Source organism: Flavobacterium coralii (genome assembly GCF_019891545.1).
GTDB lineage: Bacteria > Bacteroidota > Bacteroidia > Flavobacteriales > Flavobacteriaceae > Flavobacterium > Flavobacterium coralii.
The window spans coordinates 1-20,694 of record NZ_JAHDIU010000011.1 but is presented as its reverse complement, the minus strand read 5'-3'; the positions used below and the strand labels follow the sequence as shown (position 1 = coordinate 20,694).

At 40.5% G+C, this 20,694-nt stretch carries 29 protein-coding genes; 16 read left to right on the top strand and 13 right to left on the bottom strand.

The window, feature by feature from the left end; all coding sequences use genetic code 11:
* The first annotated feature begins 6 nt into the window (after positions 1-6).
* Positions 7-570, top strand: a complete 564-nt coding sequence (locus tag KJK34_RS13685; RefSeq protein ID WP_223054459.1) for a 5-formyltetrahydrofolate cyclo-ligase — start codon at positions 7-9, stop codon at positions 568-570.
* Between the two features lie 162 nt (positions 571-732).
* A complete protein-coding gene (locus tag KJK34_RS13680) occupies positions 733-1,050 on the top strand; it encodes a hypothetical protein (protein WP_223054458.1) in 318 nt (105 codons plus the stop codon).
* Between the two features lie 47 nt (positions 1,051-1,097).
* On the opposite strand, the gene KJK34_RS13675 is transcribed toward KJK34_RS13680, so the two are convergent.
* The 3 genes from KJK34_RS13675 to KJK34_RS13665 form a co-directional block, all read right to left on the bottom strand.
* Positions 1,098-1,787, bottom strand: a complete 690-nt coding sequence (locus KJK34_RS13675) for an SDR family NAD(P)-dependent oxidoreductase (protein ID WP_223054457.1) — start codon at positions 1,785-1,787, stop codon at positions 1,098-1,100.
* An 81-nt stretch (positions 1,788-1,868) separates the two neighbouring features.
* A complete protein-coding gene (locus KJK34_RS13670; RefSeq protein WP_223054456.1) occupies positions 1,869-2,156 on the bottom strand; it encodes a TIGR03643 family protein in 288 nt (95 codons plus the stop codon).
* Between the two features lie 4 nt (positions 2,157-2,160).
* Positions 2,161-3,453 (bottom strand): DASH family cryptochrome, encoded by a 1,293-nt coding sequence (locus tag KJK34_RS13665; protein WP_223054455.1) that lies wholly within the window; start codon positions 3,451-3,453, stop codon positions 2,161-2,163.
* A 206-nt stretch (positions 3,454-3,659) separates the two neighbouring features.
* On the opposite strand from KJK34_RS13665, the gene KJK34_RS13660 reads away from it, so the two are divergent.
* The gene (locus tag KJK34_RS13660) at positions 3,660-5,192 is read left to right on the top strand and encodes a cryptochrome/photolyase family protein (RefSeq protein ID WP_223054454.1); all 1,533 of its coding nucleotides are present in this window, start codon (positions 3,660-3,662) and stop codon (positions 5,190-5,192) included.
* On the opposite strand, the gene KJK34_RS13655 is transcribed toward KJK34_RS13660, so the two are convergent.
* The 8 genes from KJK34_RS13655 to KJK34_RS13620 form a co-directional block, all read right to left on the bottom strand.
* The gene (locus tag KJK34_RS13655) at positions 5,193-5,438 is read right to left on the bottom strand and encodes a hypothetical protein (protein ID WP_223054453.1); all 246 of its coding nucleotides are present in this window, start codon (positions 5,436-5,438) and stop codon (positions 5,193-5,195) included.
* Positions 5,438-5,677 (bottom strand): hypothetical protein, encoded by a 240-nt coding sequence (locus tag KJK34_RS13650; protein ID WP_223054452.1) that lies wholly within the window; start codon positions 5,675-5,677, stop codon positions 5,438-5,440. Before KJK34_RS13650 ends, KJK34_RS13655 begins: the two co-directional genes overlap by 1 nt.
* Before the next feature lie 19 nt (positions 5,678-5,696).
* Positions 5,697-6,332, bottom strand: a complete 636-nt coding sequence (locus KJK34_RS13645; protein WP_223054451.1) for a hypothetical protein — start codon at positions 6,330-6,332, stop codon at positions 5,697-5,699.
* A 90-nt stretch (positions 6,333-6,422) separates the two neighbouring features.
* Positions 6,423-6,926 carry an HlyD family secretion protein gene (locus KJK34_RS13640; protein ID WP_223054450.1) on the bottom strand — a complete coding sequence of 168 codons (504 nt, stop codon included), beginning with the start codon at positions 6,924-6,926 and terminating at the stop codon, positions 6,423-6,425.
* Between the two features lie 169 nt (positions 6,927-7,095).
* The gene (locus KJK34_RS13635; RefSeq protein ID WP_223054449.1) at positions 7,096-7,290 is read right to left on the bottom strand and encodes a hypothetical protein; all 195 of its coding nucleotides are present in this window, start codon (positions 7,288-7,290) and stop codon (positions 7,096-7,098) included.
* A 33-nt stretch (positions 7,291-7,323) separates the two neighbouring features.
* Positions 7,324-7,602: a DUF3127 domain-containing protein gene (locus KJK34_RS13630; RefSeq protein WP_223054448.1), complete on the bottom strand. Its 279-nt coding sequence runs from the start codon at positions 7,600-7,602 to the stop codon at positions 7,324-7,326.
* A 55-nt stretch (positions 7,603-7,657) separates the two neighbouring features.
* The gene (locus KJK34_RS13625; protein WP_223054447.1) at positions 7,658-7,900 is read right to left on the bottom strand and encodes a hypothetical protein; all 243 of its coding nucleotides are present in this window, start codon (positions 7,898-7,900) and stop codon (positions 7,658-7,660) included.
* A 3-nt stretch (positions 7,901-7,903) separates the two neighbouring features.
* Complete coding sequence (locus tag KJK34_RS13620; RefSeq protein ID WP_223054446.1) at positions 7,904-8,188, bottom strand: hypothetical protein; 285 nt, start codon at positions 8,186-8,188, stop codon at positions 7,904-7,906.
* Positions 8,189-8,336: 148 nt separating this feature from the next.
* Between KJK34_RS13620 and KJK34_RS13615 the strand changes: the two genes are divergently transcribed.
* The 13 genes from KJK34_RS13615 to KJK34_RS13555 all read left to right on the top strand — a co-directional run bounded on the left by KJK34_RS13615 (position 8,337) and on the right by KJK34_RS13555 (position 17,503).
* Complete coding sequence (locus tag KJK34_RS13615; RefSeq protein ID WP_223054445.1) at positions 8,337-9,071, top strand: helix-turn-helix transcriptional regulator; 735 nt, start codon at positions 8,337-8,339, stop codon at positions 9,069-9,071.
* A gap of 160 nt (positions 9,072-9,231) precedes the next feature.
* The gene (locus KJK34_RS13610) at positions 9,232-9,507 is read left to right on the top strand and encodes a hypothetical protein (RefSeq protein ID WP_223054444.1); all 276 of its coding nucleotides are present in this window, start codon (positions 9,232-9,234) and stop codon (positions 9,505-9,507) included.
* Between the two features lie 257 nt (positions 9,508-9,764).
* Positions 9,765-10,796, top strand: coding sequence for a Clp protease ClpP (locus tag KJK34_RS13605; protein WP_223054443.1), 1,032 nt, complete (start codon positions 9,765-9,767; stop codon positions 10,794-10,796).
* Between the two features lie 108 nt (positions 10,797-10,904).
* Positions 10,905-11,855, top strand: a complete 951-nt coding sequence (locus tag KJK34_RS13600) for a hypothetical protein (protein WP_236937658.1) — start codon at positions 10,905-10,907, stop codon at positions 11,853-11,855.
* Between the two features lie 75 nt (positions 11,856-11,930).
* Entirely contained in the window at positions 11,931-12,530 is a 600-nt protein-coding gene (locus KJK34_RS13595) for a hypothetical protein (protein WP_223054442.1), read from the top strand.
* An 8-nt stretch (positions 12,531-12,538) separates the two neighbouring features.
* Positions 12,539-12,997 carry a hypothetical protein gene (locus tag KJK34_RS13590; protein WP_223054441.1) on the top strand — a complete coding sequence of 153 codons (459 nt, stop codon included), beginning with the start codon at positions 12,539-12,541 and terminating at the stop codon, positions 12,995-12,997.
* Between the two features lie 122 nt (positions 12,998-13,119).
* Positions 13,120-13,815: a hypothetical protein gene (locus KJK34_RS13585; RefSeq protein WP_223054440.1), complete on the top strand. Its 696-nt coding sequence runs from the start codon at positions 13,120-13,122 to the stop codon at positions 13,813-13,815.
* Positions 13,787-14,092 carry a hypothetical protein gene (locus KJK34_RS13580; RefSeq protein WP_223054439.1) on the top strand — a complete coding sequence of 102 codons (306 nt, stop codon included), beginning with the start codon at positions 13,787-13,789 and terminating at the stop codon, positions 14,090-14,092. The genes KJK34_RS13585 and KJK34_RS13580 overlap by 29 nt, the downstream gene beginning before the upstream one ends.
* Positions 14,089-14,466, top strand: a complete 378-nt coding sequence (locus KJK34_RS13575) for a hypothetical protein (protein ID WP_223054438.1) — start codon at positions 14,089-14,091, stop codon at positions 14,464-14,466. The genes KJK34_RS13580 and KJK34_RS13575 overlap by 4 nt, the downstream gene beginning before the upstream one ends.
* Entirely contained in the window at positions 14,466-15,761 is a 1,296-nt protein-coding gene (locus KJK34_RS13570) for a DUF8693 domain-containing protein (protein WP_223054437.1), read from the top strand. The genes KJK34_RS13575 and KJK34_RS13570 overlap by 1 nt, the downstream gene beginning before the upstream one ends.
* 106 nt (positions 15,762-15,867) lie before the next feature.
* Positions 15,868-16,299 (top strand): hypothetical protein, encoded by a 432-nt coding sequence (locus KJK34_RS13565; RefSeq protein ID WP_223054436.1) that lies wholly within the window; start codon positions 15,868-15,870, stop codon positions 16,297-16,299.
* On the top strand, positions 16,299-16,850 hold the full coding sequence (locus tag KJK34_RS13560) for a M15 family metallopeptidase (protein WP_223054435.1): 552 nt from the start codon (positions 16,299-16,301) through the stop codon (positions 16,848-16,850). Before KJK34_RS13565 ends, KJK34_RS13560 begins: the two co-directional genes overlap by 1 nt.
* Positions 16,847-17,503, top strand: coding sequence for a DUF6549 family protein (locus KJK34_RS13555; protein WP_317196886.1), 657 nt, complete (start codon positions 16,847-16,849; stop codon positions 17,501-17,503). The genes KJK34_RS13560 and KJK34_RS13555 overlap by 4 nt, the downstream gene beginning before the upstream one ends.
* Here the strand turns inward: KJK34_RS13555 and recO are convergent.
* The gene (gene recO, locus KJK34_RS13550) at positions 17,496-18,209 is read right to left on the bottom strand and encodes a DNA repair protein RecO (RefSeq protein ID WP_223054433.1); all 714 of its coding nucleotides are present in this window, start codon (positions 18,207-18,209) and stop codon (positions 17,496-17,498) included. The genes KJK34_RS13555 and recO overlap by 8 nt on opposite strands.
* Positions 18,210-18,215: 6 nt before the next feature.
* Entirely contained in the window at positions 18,216-20,483 is a 2,268-nt protein-coding gene (gene porZ, locus KJK34_RS13545) for a type IX secretion system anionic LPS delivery protein PorZ (RefSeq protein WP_223054432.1), read from the bottom strand.
* Between the last annotated feature and the right edge of the window lie 211 nt (positions 20,484-20,694).

The window sequence follows — 20,694 nt, the reverse complement described above, 5'->3', positions numbered from 1 at the left end:
TATTGTATGGACAAAAAAGAGTTAAGGCAAAAATACCGCAGCAGGAGGCAAGAACTTACCCTGGAAGCCGTAGAAGAAAAAAGCCTTGCCATTGCCAACAACCTGCTGAAGTTGCCCATATGGGATAAAACCTATTACCATGTTTTCCTTACAATTGAGGAACAGAAAGAGGTGCATACTGATTTGATATTACATATACTTTCAGGAAAGGATAAGGAAATTGTAGTATCAAAATCCAACTTTAGCGACTACTCCATGAAGCACTACCTGCTTACCGATAATACCCGGCTGGTAAAAAACAAATATGGCATACCTGAGCCCGCAAACGGGCTGGAAGTGCCGCCGCAAATGCTTGATGTGGTTTTTATACCCATGCTTGCCTTTGATATTTATGGCAACCGTGCCGGCTATGGCAAAGGATTTTATGACCGGTTTTTATCGCAATGCCGTAAAGATGTATTGAAAGTGGGGTTAAGCTTTTTTGACGCAGAACAAAAAACCATACCAAATAATCCTACTGATATTCCGCTGACGATTTGCGTTACACCAGATAAAATATACCAGTTTTAAATCGCTCGTATTTATTTTGCTTATTGCTGGCTATCAATATTCTAACCTCTCCAATGTTAAGTTTTCGCCTACACATAAAAACTTAACATTGAAACTCAGGAAATTAAATTTACCTATGTTAATTTTGCGTTAACTTATCGTTAATACATTAATTTACGCATCATGATTAAAGAAGACTTAAGGCTTGTAGAGTACACCGTTACAGAAAAAAGCAAATCAAAGAAAACGAAGAAAACAACTTCTAAAACCAAAAAGAAAATAGGTTTGTTCCATGCCTGGGGCACAACAACCAATGGCAAAGGTAAAGAACAGTTTTTCGGCCTGGTAGAAGATACACAAACCGGTAAGCTTTTAGAGGTAAGCTACAAAAACATACGTTTTATTAACGAGGCCGACCTTGAGATAATTGCCGAAGCGGAAGAACTTACGGAAGAAGAAACAAGTACTGAAGCCGAAACAGCGGAAGCCGTTTCTGAATAACACAACCCCCTACTGTAACTACAACAATAAAGGCTGCCAAAGGTTTACTAAAGCAGCCTTAATTTGTTCATACCCCCATCTACAGCAAGTACCTGCCCGGTAACCCAGCGCGAAGTATCACTTAGCAGGAAAGCAGCGGCATTTGCTATATCTAAAGGGTTACCCACAATTTTTAGCGGATTCCTGTTTTTTGCCGCTTCCGTTTTTTCGGCAGAGCCTAATAACTTCTCGGCAAGAGGAGTATCGGTTAAAGAAGGCGCTATACAGTTTACTCGAATTTTTGGTGCAAACTCAGCCGCAAGCGAGCGTGTAAGCCCTTCCAGCGCGCCTTTTGCCATGCTTACAGAAGCATGGAACGGCATACCTGTCTGTACTGCAACCGTACTTATAAACACTACAGATGCGGCTTCACTTTTTTTGAGGTTAGGCAAATAGGCCTGTACAAACGCTGCAGCACCCAGCGCGCTAACAGCATAATCATTTTCAAAGTCCTGTTTGCTGATGCGGTTAAACGGCTTCAGGTTGATAGTTCCGGGAAAATAAGCAACACCGTCTATAACCGCATCAATAGCAGGGAAACTGCCAAAGGAATAGTTATCTACTTTGTGCCAGCCGTCATACTTTCCGTTATCATCTTTGGTGGAGATGCCAATTACGTTGTGTCCCTGTTCTTTTAATAATTGTGCAGTTTGCACAGCCATTGCAGATGATGCGCCTGCAAATAAAAATGTAGCCATAGCTTTAAAGGTTTATACTACAAATTTAGTTAAAGCAAATGGTGGTAAACCTTCAACAAAAGCTAAAAAAATTAAAAGATGTTACCTCTTGCTTATTTTATTACCTGTTATACTGCGCTGACGGCTGCATTTAAAACGGCCAATCTCTTCGCTGCGTTTTTTGGCATGCTTGGTTTTACAGTTTTCTACGCGGGTGCGCCACAGCCTGTAGCTCGATGGCTTTAGTTCACGCTTCATCAGGGCTTTTACTTTATCCTCCGTAAGCCCAAACTGGTATTCAATAGCATCAAACGGGGTACGGTCTTCCCATGCCATTTCTATTATACGGTCAATTTCCGCTATCGTAAAATCTCTTTCAGTATTTGCCATAGTACTATTTGTTGTTAAGCCAAAGGTTCCTGTAACTCATGTCGGCATCATAATCAGATGCCTGCTTTTGCGGGTTAAACTGGCGCTCTTCGCGCGGGTCGTTACCCACACCGGCTATATAAGCCCAGTTACCCCAGTTGCTGGATGGGTCATAATCAATAAGTATTTCTTCAAAATAGGCAGCGCCATAACGCCAGTCCTGCCCCAGGTCGTGGCAAAAATAGCTTGCCACATTCTGCCTGCCCCTGTTGCTCATATAACCGGTAAGCTTTAGCTCGCGCATGTTGGCATCTATAAAGTCCTGCCCCGTTTCGCCATCTATCCATTTTTGGATGACATCCGGATTGCAGCCACCACCAACAGGTTTGTTTTTAATGCCGCCTTTCAGGAAGAGGCGTTGGCGGTGCTTCTTCATCATAAACCGGAAGTAATCACGCCACAAAAGCTCAAAAATCATCCAGTAGGTACTTTTGTTGGCACCAAACTTTTCTTCATATTTTTTAACCTCATGATATACCTCCCGCGGCGAAAGGCAGCCCATAGCCAGCCACGGCGAAAATTTAGACGAATAATCGGCTCCTACCATACCGTTGCGGGTATCTTTATAAGTAGCAATGCCCTGCTGTTCAAAAATATAATAATTGAGCCTTTTGAGTCCTTCTGTTTCACCTCCTTTAAACGGCAACACGCCACGCGGATCGGTAACTGCCGGCTTAAGGCCAAGATCCTGTAATGAAGGTAGCTCTAAAGGCGCTATTACCGGGCTTGGTATGTGCTCCGGCTTTTTAAAGACCGGGCGTATTCCCGCCTCTTTTTCTATCTTCTTGCGGAATGTTGTAAATACATCAGGGATGCCCTTTAGCGGAAACGGCAGGTCCTCTGCATGGTAAAGGGTGCTGGTGCTGAATGTTTCCACAACGCAGCCCTGTTTCCATAATGCTGCCGCTACTCTTTCTTCCTGCTTCTTCTCATCTGTGGTTACCTCTTTTTTAGCATATACTTTTTTAGCGTTATACAGGCGGGCCAGGCGTGGCAGTTCTTCTTCGGGAACTCCTTTTACAACTACCAATCCGCTCTGATACTGCCGCAATTGCGCATCAAGGTCGGCAAGCGATTCTAAAAGGAATTGTGCACGGAAGCTGCCTGTTTTCTTAAAGCCGAATTTAGTCGTGCCGAACTGGCCTTCGTCTATACAGAAAACAGGAACAACGCTGTCGCTTTGCTGTATAGCCCGCACCAGCGCCTCGTTATCATGAAGCCGTAAATCGGTTTTAAACCAAACTATAGAAACAGGCATTTTTGAGAGAGTTTTTGTTTTATTTAAAAGTATTCTAAATAAAAATACATTGCAAATATAACGTAAAAAAATGCCTTAAAAAACTTATTTAGGGAGATTTACAGAATTGTTTAATCAGTTATTTCTTCTTAAAAAAATAATAATAAGCCTGATTTTTAAGATGCTTAGAGGTATATTTGATAAGCAACAATAACATTTACCACAACATGAAAACCCTGCGCCTTATACTTGGCGACCAGCTTAACATTAAGCACTCATGGCTAAGGAATACAGATGATTCTGTAGTGTACTGCATGTTCGAAATGCGGCAGGAAACAGATTATACTTACCATCATATACAGAAAGCTGCTGCGTTCTTTGCTGCCATGAGAAGATTTGCCAGGCAGCTTGAACGTGACGGGCATAAGGTTGTTTATTACAAACTTGACGCGAAGGAAAATAAACAAAAGTTAACAGAAAATGTACGCTTTCTGATTGATAAACATAATATAGAAAAATTTGAATACCAGCTACCCGATGAATACAGGCTTGACGAGCAACTGAAAAATTTCTGCGCGGATATCGATATTGAAACTGAAGCGTTTGACACCGAGCATTTTTATACATCACGCAACGAGCTTGAGGAGTTTTTTAAAGGCAAAAAGCAGTTGCTGATGGAAAATTTTTACCGCTACATGCGTAAAAAACACGATATACTGATGGAGGGTACAAATCCTGAAGGAGGTAAATGGAATTATGATGAGAAGAACCGAAACAAATGGAATGCAGAGGATACAGTACCTGAAAAACCCGATTTTAATCATGATGTAAAAGATATTATCTCCCTGCTGGAAAAACAGGGTGTAAAGACAATGGGACGGGCAGGAAGCGGTTCTATAAACCAGCCGCTTACACGCAAAGAGGCGCTGGAACTACTTAAGTTTTTCTGCCAGAAGCTGCTGTTGCATTTTGGCGACTACCAGGATGCCATGCATACTGAAGAAACAACACTTTTCCATTCTCAGTTATCATTCGCAATAAATGCAAAAATAATTTCGCCACGCGATGTGGTTACTACCGTGCACAATTACTACCACAAGCACAGAAGTGATATAAATATCTCTGAAGCAGAAGGCTTTATTCGGCAGATAATCGGGTGGCGCGAGTATATGCGCGGCATATACTGGATGCACATGCCCGGTTATAAAAGAGAAAATTTCTTTAATAACAAAAACAAGCTGCCTGATTTTTACTGGACCGCAAAAACAAAAATGAACTGCCTTAAGCACAGCGTTAATAACTCACTGGATACTGCCTATGCCCACCACATACAGCGGCTTATGGTTTTAGGCAATTTTGCATTGCTTATACAAGCTGACCCTGATGAAGTTGACGAGTGGTACCTTGGCGTATATGTTGATGCTGTAGAATGGGTGCAGTTACCCAACACACGCGCCATGAGCCAGTTTGCCGATGGCGGTATAGTTGCCACAAAACCCTACATATCCAGTGCTAATTATATTAATAATATGAGCAACTACTGCATCAATTGCAGCTATAACCACAAAACCCGCACTGAAGAAGACAGCTGCCCTTTTAACAGCCTGTACTGGAATTTTTTACACGACAAAAAAAAGCTGCTTGAACACAACCCGCGAATGGCGTTTATGTACAAGCAGCTTGATAAAATTAAACCCGAAGAAATTGAACTGATTTTAAAAAGGGCAGATAAAATAATAAGTGCCCCTGACGATTTTTAGTTAATTGTCTTCCATAAATGCTATAACATTAAACATGGTGCGTTCCGTTATACCATATTGTTCGGCGGCACAGCCTGCCGCGTGAGTTTTGCGGGGTTTTTTAAAGTGTTTTTGCTGGTATTCCATTTCTTTAAGGTAAGCTTCATAGTACACCTTCCAGTCCAGTATATGCACCGGCATGAGGCCTTTGCCCATCAGCTTCATAAAAGTTTCTCCCAAGTTTAGTATAGTTTCATAGCGGTTCATCACCATTTGTTTTCAGGGCAAATATCATTGCTGCGCACCTTGGCGCTAAGGGGGCAGCCGCATTTGCTGCAATAAGCCCCCTCTACCTCTGTAAGGTCATCTTTAATAAAGGCGAGTAACTTGCCGTTCCGCAGGCTTGGGCAGGCGGCACATATAGCGGCACGCTTTCTTGCAACAGCCTCTGTTACTTCGCTTTTATCAAGATAATTTTTCCATCCCGATAAAATTTCTTTCAGCATCTATTTTACGTGATATAGTTTAAAAATCGGCATCCTGCCTTATCCTTACATAGCTATTACTTTCAGTTACTATGTCTTTTACTGCTACTACAGGCGCGGGCATCCTGCTGTTGGCATCGGCTATTTTAGAGGCAAGTTCGTCGGTATCCAAACCGGGCTGCGCAATAGAGCGCGACACTATACCGCCATTTGCAAAGTAGTTGGGCGCTGCACCACCACCCGCAGGGAATGCATTATTAAAAGCCATGAAATGCTGAGCAGCGTTTCGGTTCATTACCCCGATAAGCTCACCCTTTTCAGCTTCAAACTGTGTACCGTCGGCACCCGTAAACAAAGTGCCACCTTCGCTGTGGCGTTTGCCCCCTATGTTAAAAAGCGCACCTTTTTCGGCTTTTGGTGTTTCCGGTTTTTTTGTACTGGCAATTTTTCTCACGGTTTGTAAGCCCGATGCTACTGCTGCTGCAGCCGCAGCAATACCCAGCCCCGGCCCAACTACAGGTATAACCGACATAGAGCTGTAAGCTGCAACCGCACTTTTGTAGGTATCTATGGTGGCCTGGGCAATGGCCATTGCTCTGCCTGCCGCACTTTCTTTACCCATTATAGATGAAAGACTGCTAAGCGTGGTAGATGCCAGTTGCAGCTTATTATCCATTACCTCTTTGCGGATGTCTTTTTCCTCTTTTGCGTACTTTTCATCAATGAGGTTTAGGTCAGCACCTGTTGCCTTTGCTGCCTCAACCTCCTACTGCTTTCTTATAGCCAGCTCGTCCAGTTGGGCTTTTAGGTTGTAATCCGTATTCTCTGTATTGGCAAGGCGCCTGTTCTCTTCGTCAATGGCTTTCTTTTTATCTTCTGCTTCTTTCTGCTCTGATTGCAGCCCTTCTTTGGCAACGCGGTTCTCATTATCTATGGCAGTAATAGCTTCATTATACTGCTGCTGGCTGATAACGCCTTCCTGTAGGCGCACAGCTTCATAATCCCTGCGCTTTTGCGCTATGGCATCAAGGCTGGCTACCTCTGCATTAACATTGTTATAAGTGCCTTTTGAGCCGCTGATGTGAAATTCTATTTCGGCTACATCGCCGGGCAGTATATCACCCAGCAGTTCTATTTTTGTACCGAGTGCCGAGGGGTAAATTATCCTCCCTGACTCCTGCTCAAAATGCAGTTGCTGTACCGCAGTACCCATTTTGGTAGTTTTTATATCGCCTATGGCGGTAACTATCCCTTTTATTTTGAATTGCATAATTAAGTTGGTTTAAAGAGCCCCCTGCCCTTAAAAACGGCAGAGGGCATATTAGTAATTATTGAGTTGGTCCGTTTTCTGTAACTCCCGCCGGTTGTTCTTCCTGTGCTTTGCCCGGCAGGTGAGCATTCTGGAAACACAGCCTGTTGGCTATGTGGTTAAATTCCAGCTAGCCTGCTTTTTTACCCGTAAGGTTATTATATATCACCGCAGGTGCCAAGTTAGCCAGCGCATGAAAGAAGTCGGCTGCGTTGGCGTTATCCTTCAGTTCTTCAGGAGCGATTGTATGCTCTCCCTCATCCTCAAACAGTTGCTGCAACTGCCCAAGTATTTTTACAGTATATTGATGTTGTTTGTTTTCCATTTCAGTATTAAGTATTTGTAATATTTTGAAGTTTTAGATTGCAGTGTTGTACTCTGCTGCTGCAACTAACTCTACGTCCTGCGCCACAAGGTTATTATATTGTATGCCGCTGTTTTTAGAAGTTTTACCTTCAAGCGTTACAGTTACAGAAATCTCGTCGTTCTCTTTTAAATGATCAAGGTCGGCCATTTTTCTACCGCGAAACTCAACAAACGCTTTTTGCCTGAAGCCCGGAAGCAGGGTTACTACTTTTTTTTCATGTCCGGCTGTGTTACGGTACTCAATACTTTCGATGTTTCCTGTGATTTTCATGATTGTAAATTTTAATAATTATTAATTGAATGCTTGGATTTAATGAGGTTCGGCATTACAGAATATTTACTATGTTTTTGGCTTCTACCCGGGCAAGGCGCCTTAATTGTTTCAGCAACTGTAATTTTTGCTGTAGGAGCGCCGTTTTAAGTTCACCCAGCTTGTCAATATCTTTTTTTCGCTGCGCTTCGGTGCTAAAAACAGCATAAAAAGGCAGCTTATCAATTGCCTGCATTTCCTGCTCACATTCGGCAATACGGGCATCTAACTGTTTAAGCCGTACAAAAATCTTTTTCATATTTTATTCTGTAATGGTAAACCTGTAGTCTTTATTAAACAACATAATTGCTTTAGCTTCAAAATCGGCACCGGTTTGCCTGCGGTTGCGTGGCACCACCTTACCTGTAAAACCTTCTTTTCTTTTAATTGAATCAAGTTTTTGATACAAACTACGAAGGCTGTCTTTAATAATTTCTTTATTCATGAGTATATATGTGGTATTTTCAACACTTGCACCTGCTTTCTGTGAACATAAAAAATGCAGGTAACACTTTTTTACAGCTTCAAGCAATTTAATTTGTTCCATAATTTGTTGCTTATTACACATTTATTTATACCTTTGCTGAAATCATGGGACAAATTTAAGTGGAATATTCCACACTACAAAATTTTAAAGATTAAAATTTCCGAACATAAGGGAAATTTAGTTACAACAGCTACTTAAAGCATTGGTTATGGATGGTTTAGAAATAAAAAAACGTCGTGAGCTATTAGGACTTACACAAAAAGAACTTGCTGATTTAGTGGGTGCAAGCCGCGAAACTATAATTAATTATGAGAAAGGGCGGCCTATCCCCCGGTCAAAAAGTGAAATATTAAACAAAGTGTTGCTTCAGGAAAGTGTTGAGGATAAAAATGTTACACACGAGCAGGTAAAACCTGGGAATGAAGCTTTCGAAAATAAAAATGGCAACAAATTTATAGAACTGCCTAACGGACAGTACTATATGCTTATGCCCCTTGCAGAATTTAATGTTCAGGCGGGTTTTTTAGGGAATTATCAGGATGCTGACTTTTTAATGGATTTGGGCCATCACGGTATTTTGGTAGACAGGCCCTACCAGGGGCGCTATGTTGCCTTCAGGGTTAACGGCGACAGCATGGACGATGGCAGCAGTAACGCCATAGCCCGCAACAGTATTGTTACAACCCGCGAGCTGCAGCGCCACCACTGGACAGACAAGCTCCGTTACCGCGACTTTCCTTATTGGGTTATTTATACCACGCAAAGCAAGATGCCGCTGCTGAAAGAGATCATAGAGCACAACACGGAAGAAGGTTACATAGTTTGCCATTCATTAAATGACAGCCCTGAGTTTACCGACTTTAAATTATCTTTAAACGATGTACAGGCGCTTTTCTATGTTATAGATGTAAACAAGAGCATAAGCAAAAAAGTAAACTATTAGCTGTAAACGTTTTATAGTATAAATCGTTACTACAAAATGACACCAATGCATTATTGAATGAATAACTTTACTAAATTTAGGTTGAATTTCATAAAAGCTATTCTTACATATTTTTTTTAATTAGCTCCTCAAATCACTTAACAGCTACGGGGGTTTACATATGAATTACAAAAAGTTTGAAAATGAATTGGGCGATGCCTGCAGGCAGGTACAAACAGAGTTTTTGAAACGTTTTAAACAAGGAGTATACATTTCGGCAGGAGGGGCTAACCTCGAAAATTTTATTAACGATTTACAACAGGAGTACGAAAAAGTTGCTTCTAATTTTATCAAGGAAAACGGGCTGGAGAACGACATAGCAGCCCGTAAAAGAGTACTTGCGCTTGCAAAACAGCACGCTAAAAAATGTATTGAGGAATTTAGCAAAATTCAATAATGCAAAAATATTAATCGTAAATATAATTTTTATTCATTTTTAATATCGATGCAGGCTGTACACCACTGAAAACAGCTTCAGTAAAACAACCTTCTCAGGTTATAATTTTGTAACCGGAAATAAGCAATAAGCCAAACACCAGATTTAACAGCCGCAATCAGTATACGGTAAAGAAACATTTACCCTTTAACAAGCTGGTCATCAATCGGTTTTGGAATTGCAATCCTTCCTGATATTTCAATCATTCATTACCCGGAATGACAGGAAACATTTATATCTCCGGCCAGATAGGCTCTTTTGATGGTGTTACCGGTATTGGGCTTGCAGATGTTATTGCACAGGTAAAAAAACAGCCCGGCGCAACAGCCTTTAATGTACACATAAACAGCGAAGGCGGCCTGGTAGATGTAGGTTTCGACATTTACAATTACCTCAAATCCCTAAAAAAGCCTTTAAGCACTATTGGCAGTGGCATAGTGGCCAGCATTGCAACCGTTATTTTTATGGCAGGGCAAAAAAGGCAGCTACGCCCCAACACCCCTTTTATGATTCACCTGCCCTGGGGCGGCTCTATGGGCACTGCGGATGAACTAGAGCAGTTTGCAGGGCAGCTAAGGCAGGTAGAGCAAAAAATGGTAGGCTTTTACAACAAAGCATTGGGTGTGCAAGAGCAGGCCATACTGCCATTACTTAAAAATGAAACCTGGCTAACACCAAAACAACTGCACGGGTTAGGCTTTACCACTACACTACAGCCCGTTAAGGCTTGCGCAAAAGCATTCATTAATCCAAATTTTACTATGAAAGGAACTTTTACCGAAAAAGACAGGCACTGGATGGAGAGCCTGTTTACCAAAGTGCTGGGCCGCTTTAATAACGCCCGCATTTTTAGGAAAGTGGTACAGGATGCAACAGGTGCCGAAATTGATTTTACCGAATTGCCTGATGACGGGCTTATTGAGGTTGGCGCAACAGCTACGGTAGATGGCATGCCTGCCGAAGGCGAGTACCTGCTGCCCGACGGCACAACCTATGTATTTGAAGCCGGTGAGCTTACTGAAATTATTGAGCCCGAAGCCGGAGCCGCAGAAGAAGCTGCAGCCCTGCGTGCCGAAAACAAAGCGCTTAAACGCCAGCTAAACCATATTAAGAGCGAAGTAATGGCGCTTAAAAAACAGGTAGGGAGCCGCTATAGTGTAGATGGCAAAAAAGCGGCTATGAGAAAACCGGCTCAGGCCGACAGGCTTACCGGCATGAAACAGTATTTGCATAATAAAAACAGGAAGTAATGGGGCTTATTAACGCTGATGCTTTAACACTGAATGCCCGCGAGGCCGAAACGGTAAGCGAGGTTATTTTTGAAAGGGTTTTTAATGACAGCGACCTTGCCGAGTATCATGAAATTTGAAACGGGCATAGACGTAAAAACCCAGATAGCTTTTGCAGAAAGGCTTGGGTTGCTCGGCAAAAAATCAGAAGGCTGCTCGCCTAACGAAGCCGATGGCTTTGCCATGACAGAAAAACTCTGGACACCCGTAATGGAAGATTTCCGCCTTAAGCATTGCCAGAACGATATGCCGGCACTGCTAAAGCTGTTCCGCAAAAGCCAGCGCATTAACCCTGACTTTTTTGATATGGTGGGCACGCAGGAACTTGGTGTAATCATTTCGGCGGTAGAAACTGCCCTGCTCGAAAACATCCACCGCAAGGTCTGGTTTAATGATACGGCTGCGGCAACGGTAGCAAACAGCGGTGTGTTTACGAATGGTACTGATCTTGACTACTTTAACTCGTTTAATGGCTTGTTCAAGCAAATATTTGCCGAGGTGCCAACAACTGCGGCTAATTATGTAGCCATAGAAGCCAATGCCGGTACAGGCTATGCCACACAAGCGCTTGAAGAAGATGCTGCACTGGCTATTTTTGAGCAAATGGTTACAAAGGCCGATGAAAGGCTGGTTTCGGCAGATGACGCCTTTATACTTGCATCACGCTCGCTTGCCGATAATTACCGCGCTACATTACGTAATAAAAACCTGGGTTCAGGCTTCCTTGAAATAGTAGAAGAAGGGCGCCCTAAGCTGTACTTTGACGGTATAGAGGTTAAAGTACGTTATGACTGGGACAGGTATATAAAAACCTATCAGGATAACGGCACAAAGCACCACCTGCCGCACCGTGCCGTGCTTACCACAAAAAGCAACATACCTGTAGGCACACTTAGCAAAGACGACCTTACCAAGCTTGATGTGTTTTATGATAAGGTATCTAAGCAAAACATTATGGATGCCGCCTATACTATAGATGCCAAGCACCTGGAAAGCTATATGACTGTAGCCGCTTATTAAGCCTGCCCACAACAGCAAACAAAATCTAATCAAAACCAAAAGCATCAATATTTGAAACTTTAATCTCAAAACAACATGCCAGTAGATTGTACCGGAAACCTTACAGCAGATATTCTTTTTGATTGTGCCAACGCCCCGATTGGCGGTATAGAGCAAAACGTAGTGCTCATTAATAAAGATGATATAGATTTAAGTGCAACCACCGTAGATGCCACCAACCGCATACTGGTTACCAACCTGCAGCTTAAGCCCGGCAAAACCGGCTACCTGCTTACAGGTGTTAAGCAGGCTAACGGCAAGGCGTGGGAGCTTGTTAAAAAAGAGAACGCGCCCGATAAGTTTAAGCACACCTTTAGCGGGGTAATATTTAACCCGAGCGCAGCAAACAAGCAGCAGGCCGACAGCCTTAGCAAAGGGGCTAAATACATAGCCGTTATAGAGCAGATGTGGAAAGGTACCGACAGCGAAGAAGCCTTTGAAGTGCTTGGCCTTAACTCGGGGCTGGAGCTAATGACCATGACCAACAACTCTAAAGAGAACGACAACATGATCATGTTCGAACTTGCTTCTGCCGACGGTTTCGAGGAGACCACAATACCTAAAACGCTGCTTGATGTAGATTATGCAGCAACCAAAACAGCTTTCAGCAACAAGTTTGCCCAGGCTGAAGCCTAACCCGGTTTATGGATTTTACTAAAATGGATATCAGCACCGTCGCCCACGGCAAAAGGGGCGACGGTGTGCGGTATCTCCGGCTTTTCCTGCAGGAGTATACCTCTTTGTTCAACCAGAAGGTCAACCCCGGTTGCCCCAAATGTTTAACCCAGTACCTCAACAGGTACAAAAACCACTTTAAGGAAATGGATAAAAAACCACAATACAGGCTTCATGCAAAGTACGAAAATATTCCGCTCGAATTTGGCTCTCCCATACTGGTTAACAACGCTAATATAACGCCTGAATATGCCCAAAAGCTGCTACAGCAAAAAAACGGCAGCAGGTATTTTGCCTACATACCAACCCAAGAGGAACTTTTACAAGCTGATGAAGAGCAAAAACTAAACGGCATACCGGGAAAAGAACCCGGACTGGAGTGTGACAGATACTGTAGGCACTCCACTGAATGCTGCACTCAATATTAGTCAGAATTTCTACATCATTATAGCCGGAGTGCTCCAAAGTGCAGATGACACTTTATATCAAAAGTCACTAAAAATCACTTTTGAAAAATTTACTACTTAAGATTTATAAGTTTAAATAATCTATGGTAATTATTAATTCTGTAAATGATACACGTTTTTCACTTAATGGTATAGAATACCTTAAAAATTATGTTTCACAAGTATATGGCCAATTTGTAGAAATCTATAATTGCTATGAGCGAAATGATACACTGCTTGAGCAAACAAGGTACAATGACATAATAGTAAATGGACAGGTATATAGCTCCGCGGCAGGGTTACATGCGACACTCCAATCCGTTTTATTTACACGAAGCACATTAACTTCCGGATCCTCAGATTTTAATCAGGACAATAAAGGTAAGTCTATATATATCGGAACAATAACCCAGCCCTACTCAGTTTATAGTATTTTAAATAAAATAAACAGCAGAAGAACGGTTATTGAAGCAACTGATACACCTGTTATTTTTTGGGGAGACAAAGTAATTAACGGAGTTCCTGCTGAACGAATAAATTATTTATGGATGGGTGGTAAAGGTGTAGTAGGAACAGGAGGAAGCCCAGCAAGCCTCTCAGAACTTTATCTTCTGCCTTCTTCAAGCATAAGCCAAGGCGACATTGAGGAAATAGATAATAGCATTATTATTGACTTAGGTGAAATTTCAAACGGCAACTATATAGATGCTGTAAATGCCGAACCCCGCGAGCTTAATCTACCTGATAAAACATATTACTTCAGTTACATTAGTGGCGGAAATCTTTATTTTAATTTTTAAAGGTGTTCCTGGTATTTATAACGGAAACCTTACCGTTTCAGACTTTACTGCCACACCTGTAAATACTGAGATAATAGCCCCCGGCTTGAATGACGTTCTGCAATCCTCTTTTCAGGCTAATGACAAGAGAATTGGTCTTTTTGAAAATGAAGGAGAAGAGGGAGAATCTTATCTCGAGCTTAGTGCGAACGGATATTCATACAGGAAAAACGATTATGAGGTAAACATTGTTTTCTCAACTCCGGTAACAGAAAATGACGTGCAGCTTCAATCATGATACCTGTTGTAAAAGAAGATAACAGTTTTGCCCTTAAAAGTGATAGAAGAAAGCAGGAGCTAAAGGTAATTGACAATTCTATTGAAGATAATCTTTATACTATAACTCCAGATGACTTCGGCAAAACACTTATATATAATGGCGTAGAAAATATCGACATGTTGCTTAGTACTAATATGCTTTATGAAAATGGAGATACACTTCATTTTTTACAAGCTGGGGCAGGCACAATTAAATTTGTAACAAATGGATTTATACTTCATCATGCGGCTGATGAACTACCGGAAACCTATGGTTTTTACTCCATGGCTGCCATAACCATACTGGATGAATTTTCTGTAATGGTATTTGGAAAATTAAAATTAGCCGACTAATGTATGCTGCGTTACCAAAAACATCAAAACAAAAAAAAGAAACTATATGGAACGGTGTGTCCTGGAGCCAGGGCGAGCCAGATGCATACAAAAATGCTGTAATTATTGCAAACTACAGCACAACTTTAGGAAGCTTTAGCTGTAATAATTTAATCTTAACAGATAACGCTGAATTAACTATAGCTGAAAATACTTATGTAAAAGTTATTAAAGATTTAAACCAGTCTTCAAGTTCATTAATCTCAGTAAAACATCTCGGAAATTTAATCTTGCTTGACAATAAAAACCTGCATAATACAGCTAGAGTATCAGTAGAGCGTATTTATTATAACCTGCAAAGGCTGGACTATATTTATTTCTCATCACCAATTTCCGGTATCGTTTTAAAAACTGTTTCGCCATTAACATTAAACAACAGGTTCTATGCTTTAAATGAATCAAGTAATATCTATACAATTTTAGATCCAAACAATGAAATAATTCCAAAAGGTAAAGGTTATTTAATACGCACACCTAATAACTTTAACAGCACGCCTACTAACTTTATTATTACAATTAACAATATTTATTCAGGAACTTTGAACTCAGGAAAAATAGAAACTCCTGTTGATTACACAGTTTCAGGCTTTAATTTAATTGGAAACCCTTATTCATCTTTATTTTCTTTAAGAAAATTCTATAATAGAAATCGAGACACTATATATGATTGGTTATCAATATTCAGCGATTATACAAATGGGTCACAAGGCACTCCAAATATTTTATTTAATTTAATAACTAACAATTTAAAAGAAGATTTTACTTTAAATGCAATGCAGGCATTTGGAATCGGAAGCAAAATTCCAAATACCACAAGCCAGTTATGTTTCACTCCAGATATGCAGCTTGTATACTCAAATTATTCTGTTGCAGACAGGCTTCATATAAATCTTAAGCAGCAGAATGTTAATTTCCCAATAGGAAGTATATGCTATGATGTTGAGAATTTTCCTGAGAATTTTAGCGATGTTGAACAACTGCCAGGTACAACTATATCAATTTTTAAAGACGATAAAAATTATTTAATATACCGGGAAAAGTCATTCACTTCTTCTGTTATACTCCATATCAACGTTAATACCGCTTCTCAGTATTATCTTCATTTGCGTGATTTTTCCGGCATATTCTCGAGCAACTACGATATATTTATTACAGATACTTTACAAAATATAACACATAACCTTAAAGCTGGTGATTATTCTTTCTTTTCCGAAGCAGGTACATTTACCGACCGCTTTATATTACATTTTGAGTAATATTTCATTTTTCGTGTAAATAATGAAACTCATTTATCTTTTTTTATGTTCAAATCTTTCCTTTTTGCATAGTGGACCGTTATATCTAAAATTTAAAGGTTTAATTATGCTGTCATTACCATTCAGCATAGTCACGTGGCTACTTTCAAAAATTGCCGGATGGTCCTATGATAACAGTGAATATATAGCCGGAGTGTTAACCTGTATTGCTATTGACCATTTTATCGGGAGTATATATCATGCATTTAAACTTAAAGACTTCACTTTCAGAAAAAATATTATTGGGTTGCTCACTAAACTTTCTCTGTGTGCAGGTGCTGCAATACTTTTTGAAGTCATACATACAACTCTTAAAGATGCCTCTTTTATTTACGATTACCTCAAATCACTCACAAGATTAATAGTAATACTGTATCCTGCAGGTTCTGCATTTCTAAATATGAGCGCTATAACAAACGGTATTTTTCCGCCATTAGGATGGATCAATAAAATGAAAGCCTTTAATGAGAATCTCGATTTGAATAAAATAAAAAAGTAATGGACCTAACTACAATAAACAGAATCAGGCTATTACATCCTGCTGTAAGAAATGAAGTTAATGAGGCATATACCTGGGTAAATAACTCGCTGTTAGGAAAAAATGTACGCCTGCGTTTTACACATACGTTACGTACACCTGAAGAACAGGATATACTTTACCGACAAGGCCGTACAACTAATAAAGATCTCAACGGCAATAATTTAAAAAAAGTTACTAATGCCAAAGCATGGCAGTCCATTCACAACTATGGGCTTGCTTTTGATTTTACGCTTTTGGTTGACGCTGACGGCAATGGCTCGTTTGAAACTGTGTCATGGTCAACGGTAAAAGATTATGATGGTGACAAACAGGCTGATTGGATGGAGGTAGTGCATTACTTTAAAAAACTTGGATGGCAATGGGGTGGCGACTGGAAAAAATTTCCTGACTACCCTCATTTGGAGAAAAACTTTGGATTGGATTGGAAAGCTTTAAAATTGAGGTATGATAGCGGTGATATTTTTACAGAAGTAATAGAAGGAAAAACTTATAAATGGATTAACCTATGAAATCATACTTTCCTTATTTGATAGCACTTTTATTAGCAGTACTATTAGTACATCAATGTGAAAGAAATGTGTCTGACAATATTACTAGCACTAACAATATTGCCGCATTAACAGATTCTGTTTCTTATTATAAAAATAAATTGGGAACGTCAACTGCGTCAGTTCGCACGTTACAGTTAGAAGCGAAAGACATGAAGAAAGTAATCATTGAAAAAGATAAAAATATTGCTGCACTAACTTCAGAATTCTCAAGGTTAAAAAGCATAACATCTGTAAAGTCTCAAATAAATCTGCCTCCTGTCAGGATTAAGTACACCGAACCGATAGCAAACGATTCAATTCTGCCGCTAAAATTTGAAAGAAAAGGCTTCAATAAGACTGACTGGTATAATTTAGGATATAAGGTAACTCAGGACAGCCTGATAATATACCCCTTATCTGTACCGACGCAGACAACTATAATTACAGGTTTTAAACGGAAATGGCTTCTCGGCAGGCAAACCCTTACTACCGATGTAACCAATAGTAATCCTTATATATCGGTGCAGGAGATAAAATCTGCAGAGGTTATTGTTCCTGAGCCTCTATACAAAAAATGGTATGTATGGCTGGCTATTGGTGTTGCAGGCGGAGCTGTAATGGCATCTAACTAAAAACCTCCCGCAATACTTCTAATGATTTAGGGCGCATAAAACCCTCGAGATGGATAGCATAATAATCCATCAGTATTTTTAGCAATGCCTGCCTTTCTGAAACATGAAATGCTTTTGCAGATGTATCCGGCTTTAATTGGAGTAACCTGTGCATAAGGGCAGTATCGGCTTCAGAGAGGCAGCTAATTGTTGCATGTGGCATAAAAACACCTTCTGCCATCTCAAAAAAAGGATAATCGCATTGTGTCACATCAGGATAAAAGCCTAAGAACTTACTCAGTTCTAAAAGTACAATGAGGTGAAAATTAGCAACACCCTCATGCGTGTCTAACCACAGCAGGGCCGTTTCAAGATATTCATAAAGATTTTTATTGGCCTCTTCCTCTTTTATACAGTAATGCAATATTTCTGAGATAAATATTGCTATTGTGGTTTTAGATATATCGGTGTGAAGCGTATGATAAGGCTGAGAGAGCCTCACCTCTTTAAAATATTCTAATGTACCTTTATTTTTGTGGGATGCTTCAATCTCAAGAATATTAAGAGGACGAAAGTAAACTGTTTTCTGGCTGCTTTTACGAGATGAGAATGCATCTCTTACATAGTAGGACTTTAACCCGGCACTCTCTGTAAAACATTTAACAATAAGGCTTTTTTCCTGATAGCGAAGTGCACTTATTACAATTGCTTTAGTTTTAATAAGCATAGCTCTTTATCTTATAATCATTACCTTTTTTACTTTGGTTTTTGTACCATCGTCAGAGGCAATAAAAATCATATAAACGCCGGAGGCTACCTTATACCTGCCAAATGCACGGGTATCCCAAAGTACGGTACCACCTTCAGAAGTAGTTTCATGCACAAGGTTACCTTCAATATCTGTTATCTTAATATTGGCGTTATCAATTAGCCCACTTATTTTTACATCTCCTTCAAATCCTGGTCGCACCGGGTTAGGATATACGTAAACATTATTAAGATCATCTGCTGCTTCTGTTGCAGTCCCTTTATACGATACCATGCCCCTGTCAGTCGCGAAAAAAACTTCTCCCGAGACCTGGTTAATCTCAATATCATTAACCGTATTACTCGGCAATGGAGAATTACTGCTTGTAAAATGAAAAATAGTCCTTTGCCCGTCAGGCGAAACCAGGAAAGCCCCTGCTCCTGCGGTGGCTATCCATTTGTTATTTGAGCCGTCAACCTCAATATCAGTTAAAATCTGCTCAAAGAGCAACTCCTGTGCAAGGCCGTCTTCCTCAATAATAATTTCATTAACAGAGAGTATATCCTCGGTTAAAAAACGGTCTACACCGGGCAGCACCCGTAACCCGCTTGATGTACCTATCCACAAACGGTTATTATTATCCACCGCAACACAACGCACATAATCACTTGGCATATTTACTGATTCACCTTTAAGAACCATAAATTTATTACCCACAGTTTCATTAAAACCAATAAGCCCGTTATTGATGGAGGGAATCCATTTTGTACCGTTCTTATCAATAGCCATTCTTTGGTAACGATCTGATTTAGGGTTTGAAGTTACATCCTCAAAACTGTAAGAAGACCAGTTGCCATTACGGAAAACAACAAGAGGCTTATCTGTCTGGTCGTTAGTCATCCAGAGGCCGCCTGAACTGTCAAAAGCAAGGCTATTCACCCTAAGGTCATAATAGGTTGGTACAACCACCTGCTGGTTTTGCAAAGGGCTGTTGGTTTCATTATATAAAATTACTGGTTCAAGCCCTTCGAGACGAAGCAAACCGTTATGATAAGACGATATATAAACATCCGAAGGATTGGAAGGATTTACTGCAATATCTGATAACGACTGTGCGCCGAAAACATCTTCATAAGGTATGCTTTCCCAACCCTCTTGTGTTAGCCTGCTTATGCCTTTTCTTGAAAGGTCGGGTGTGAGGAAGAAATTATAACTTCCGTAAACAGCCCAAAGTCCGTTGGGTGCAAATTCTAAAGAGAAGATATTGCTGTATAACGGGCCCTGGGGGGTAATGTTTTCGCGGACTGCAATGTTATTTAAAGCGCTCTGTATTACGCCGTCTTCTTGAGTTCCAATAAAAATCTGTCCCGAAACTACAGTGGCACAGGTAAAAACAACATCTTCATTAGGCAGGCCATTTAACTGAAGTACCTGTATCACGTTTTCACCATATACTAAAATACGGCTTGCAGATGTAACCACGAGATAACCGTTTGCTTCCCTTATATCAGTGGCTGCGCTACCCATAAAAGCCAGATTAAAAGTGTTCCCATTTTCCAGCCTTACAAGGCTTGCGGAACTATCGGTCGCAAAAAGCTGGTTACCAAAGGTGGAAATTCCGGTCCATGATCCGCCATATTCCTGCATCCACTGTGTGTAATCGTTTAGGTTCGGGTTACTGAGTAGCCCTCTCCTTATACCATTTTCTGCTGTGGCAGCATAAAGGTAACCGTTATGTACTGCAGTTTGCACAACAGAGATCTCAGAACCGTTTGGCCCTAAGAAATATGTATCGCCAAATTCTAATGTTTCAAGGTTAAAAACTGCAATACCAAAATCGCAGCTTATATAGGCAATACCATTAAATTCATCAATATTATTAATACCCTTGCGTGATGGCTGAACAGTTGTTTCTTCTATAATATCTACTTTATTTAAAATAGAATTATCACCGTTTACAACAATAAGTAACCCGTTACTGCTGCCCACAAGTGTGCGGTTGTAGGTGCTGCTATAGTGAATCGCAGTAATAGTTTCCGGTTTTAACCCGTCTACAGATGTAAGTGTTTTAATTTCGTTTGTTGTAGTGCTCTTAGAAAAAATTGCACTCTCTGCGGCGGCATACATCCTGCTGTTGCTCTGTGCCATATCCTGTATGTTGGTATACGAAAAATGGCTGGCCCACGGCTGATTGCCTTGGGCAAACAGTACAGAGCCGAGAAAAACAAATACAAACAGGCAAAAATATCTCATCAGTATATATTTAGGGCAAATATAAGCTAAAACGCATATATAGCCTTTTTTGTATAACCGGCAATAAAAAAAGGGGCTGTCTCAAAAGGGTAGCCCCTTTTTCATTTTATAATTTTGGATGTTGATGTTTATCATACTTTGGATTTTTTCCAAACTATTTTCGCTATAAAAAAAGGCTATATTTTTGAAGAAGCTAAAAGAGCCCTGTCAT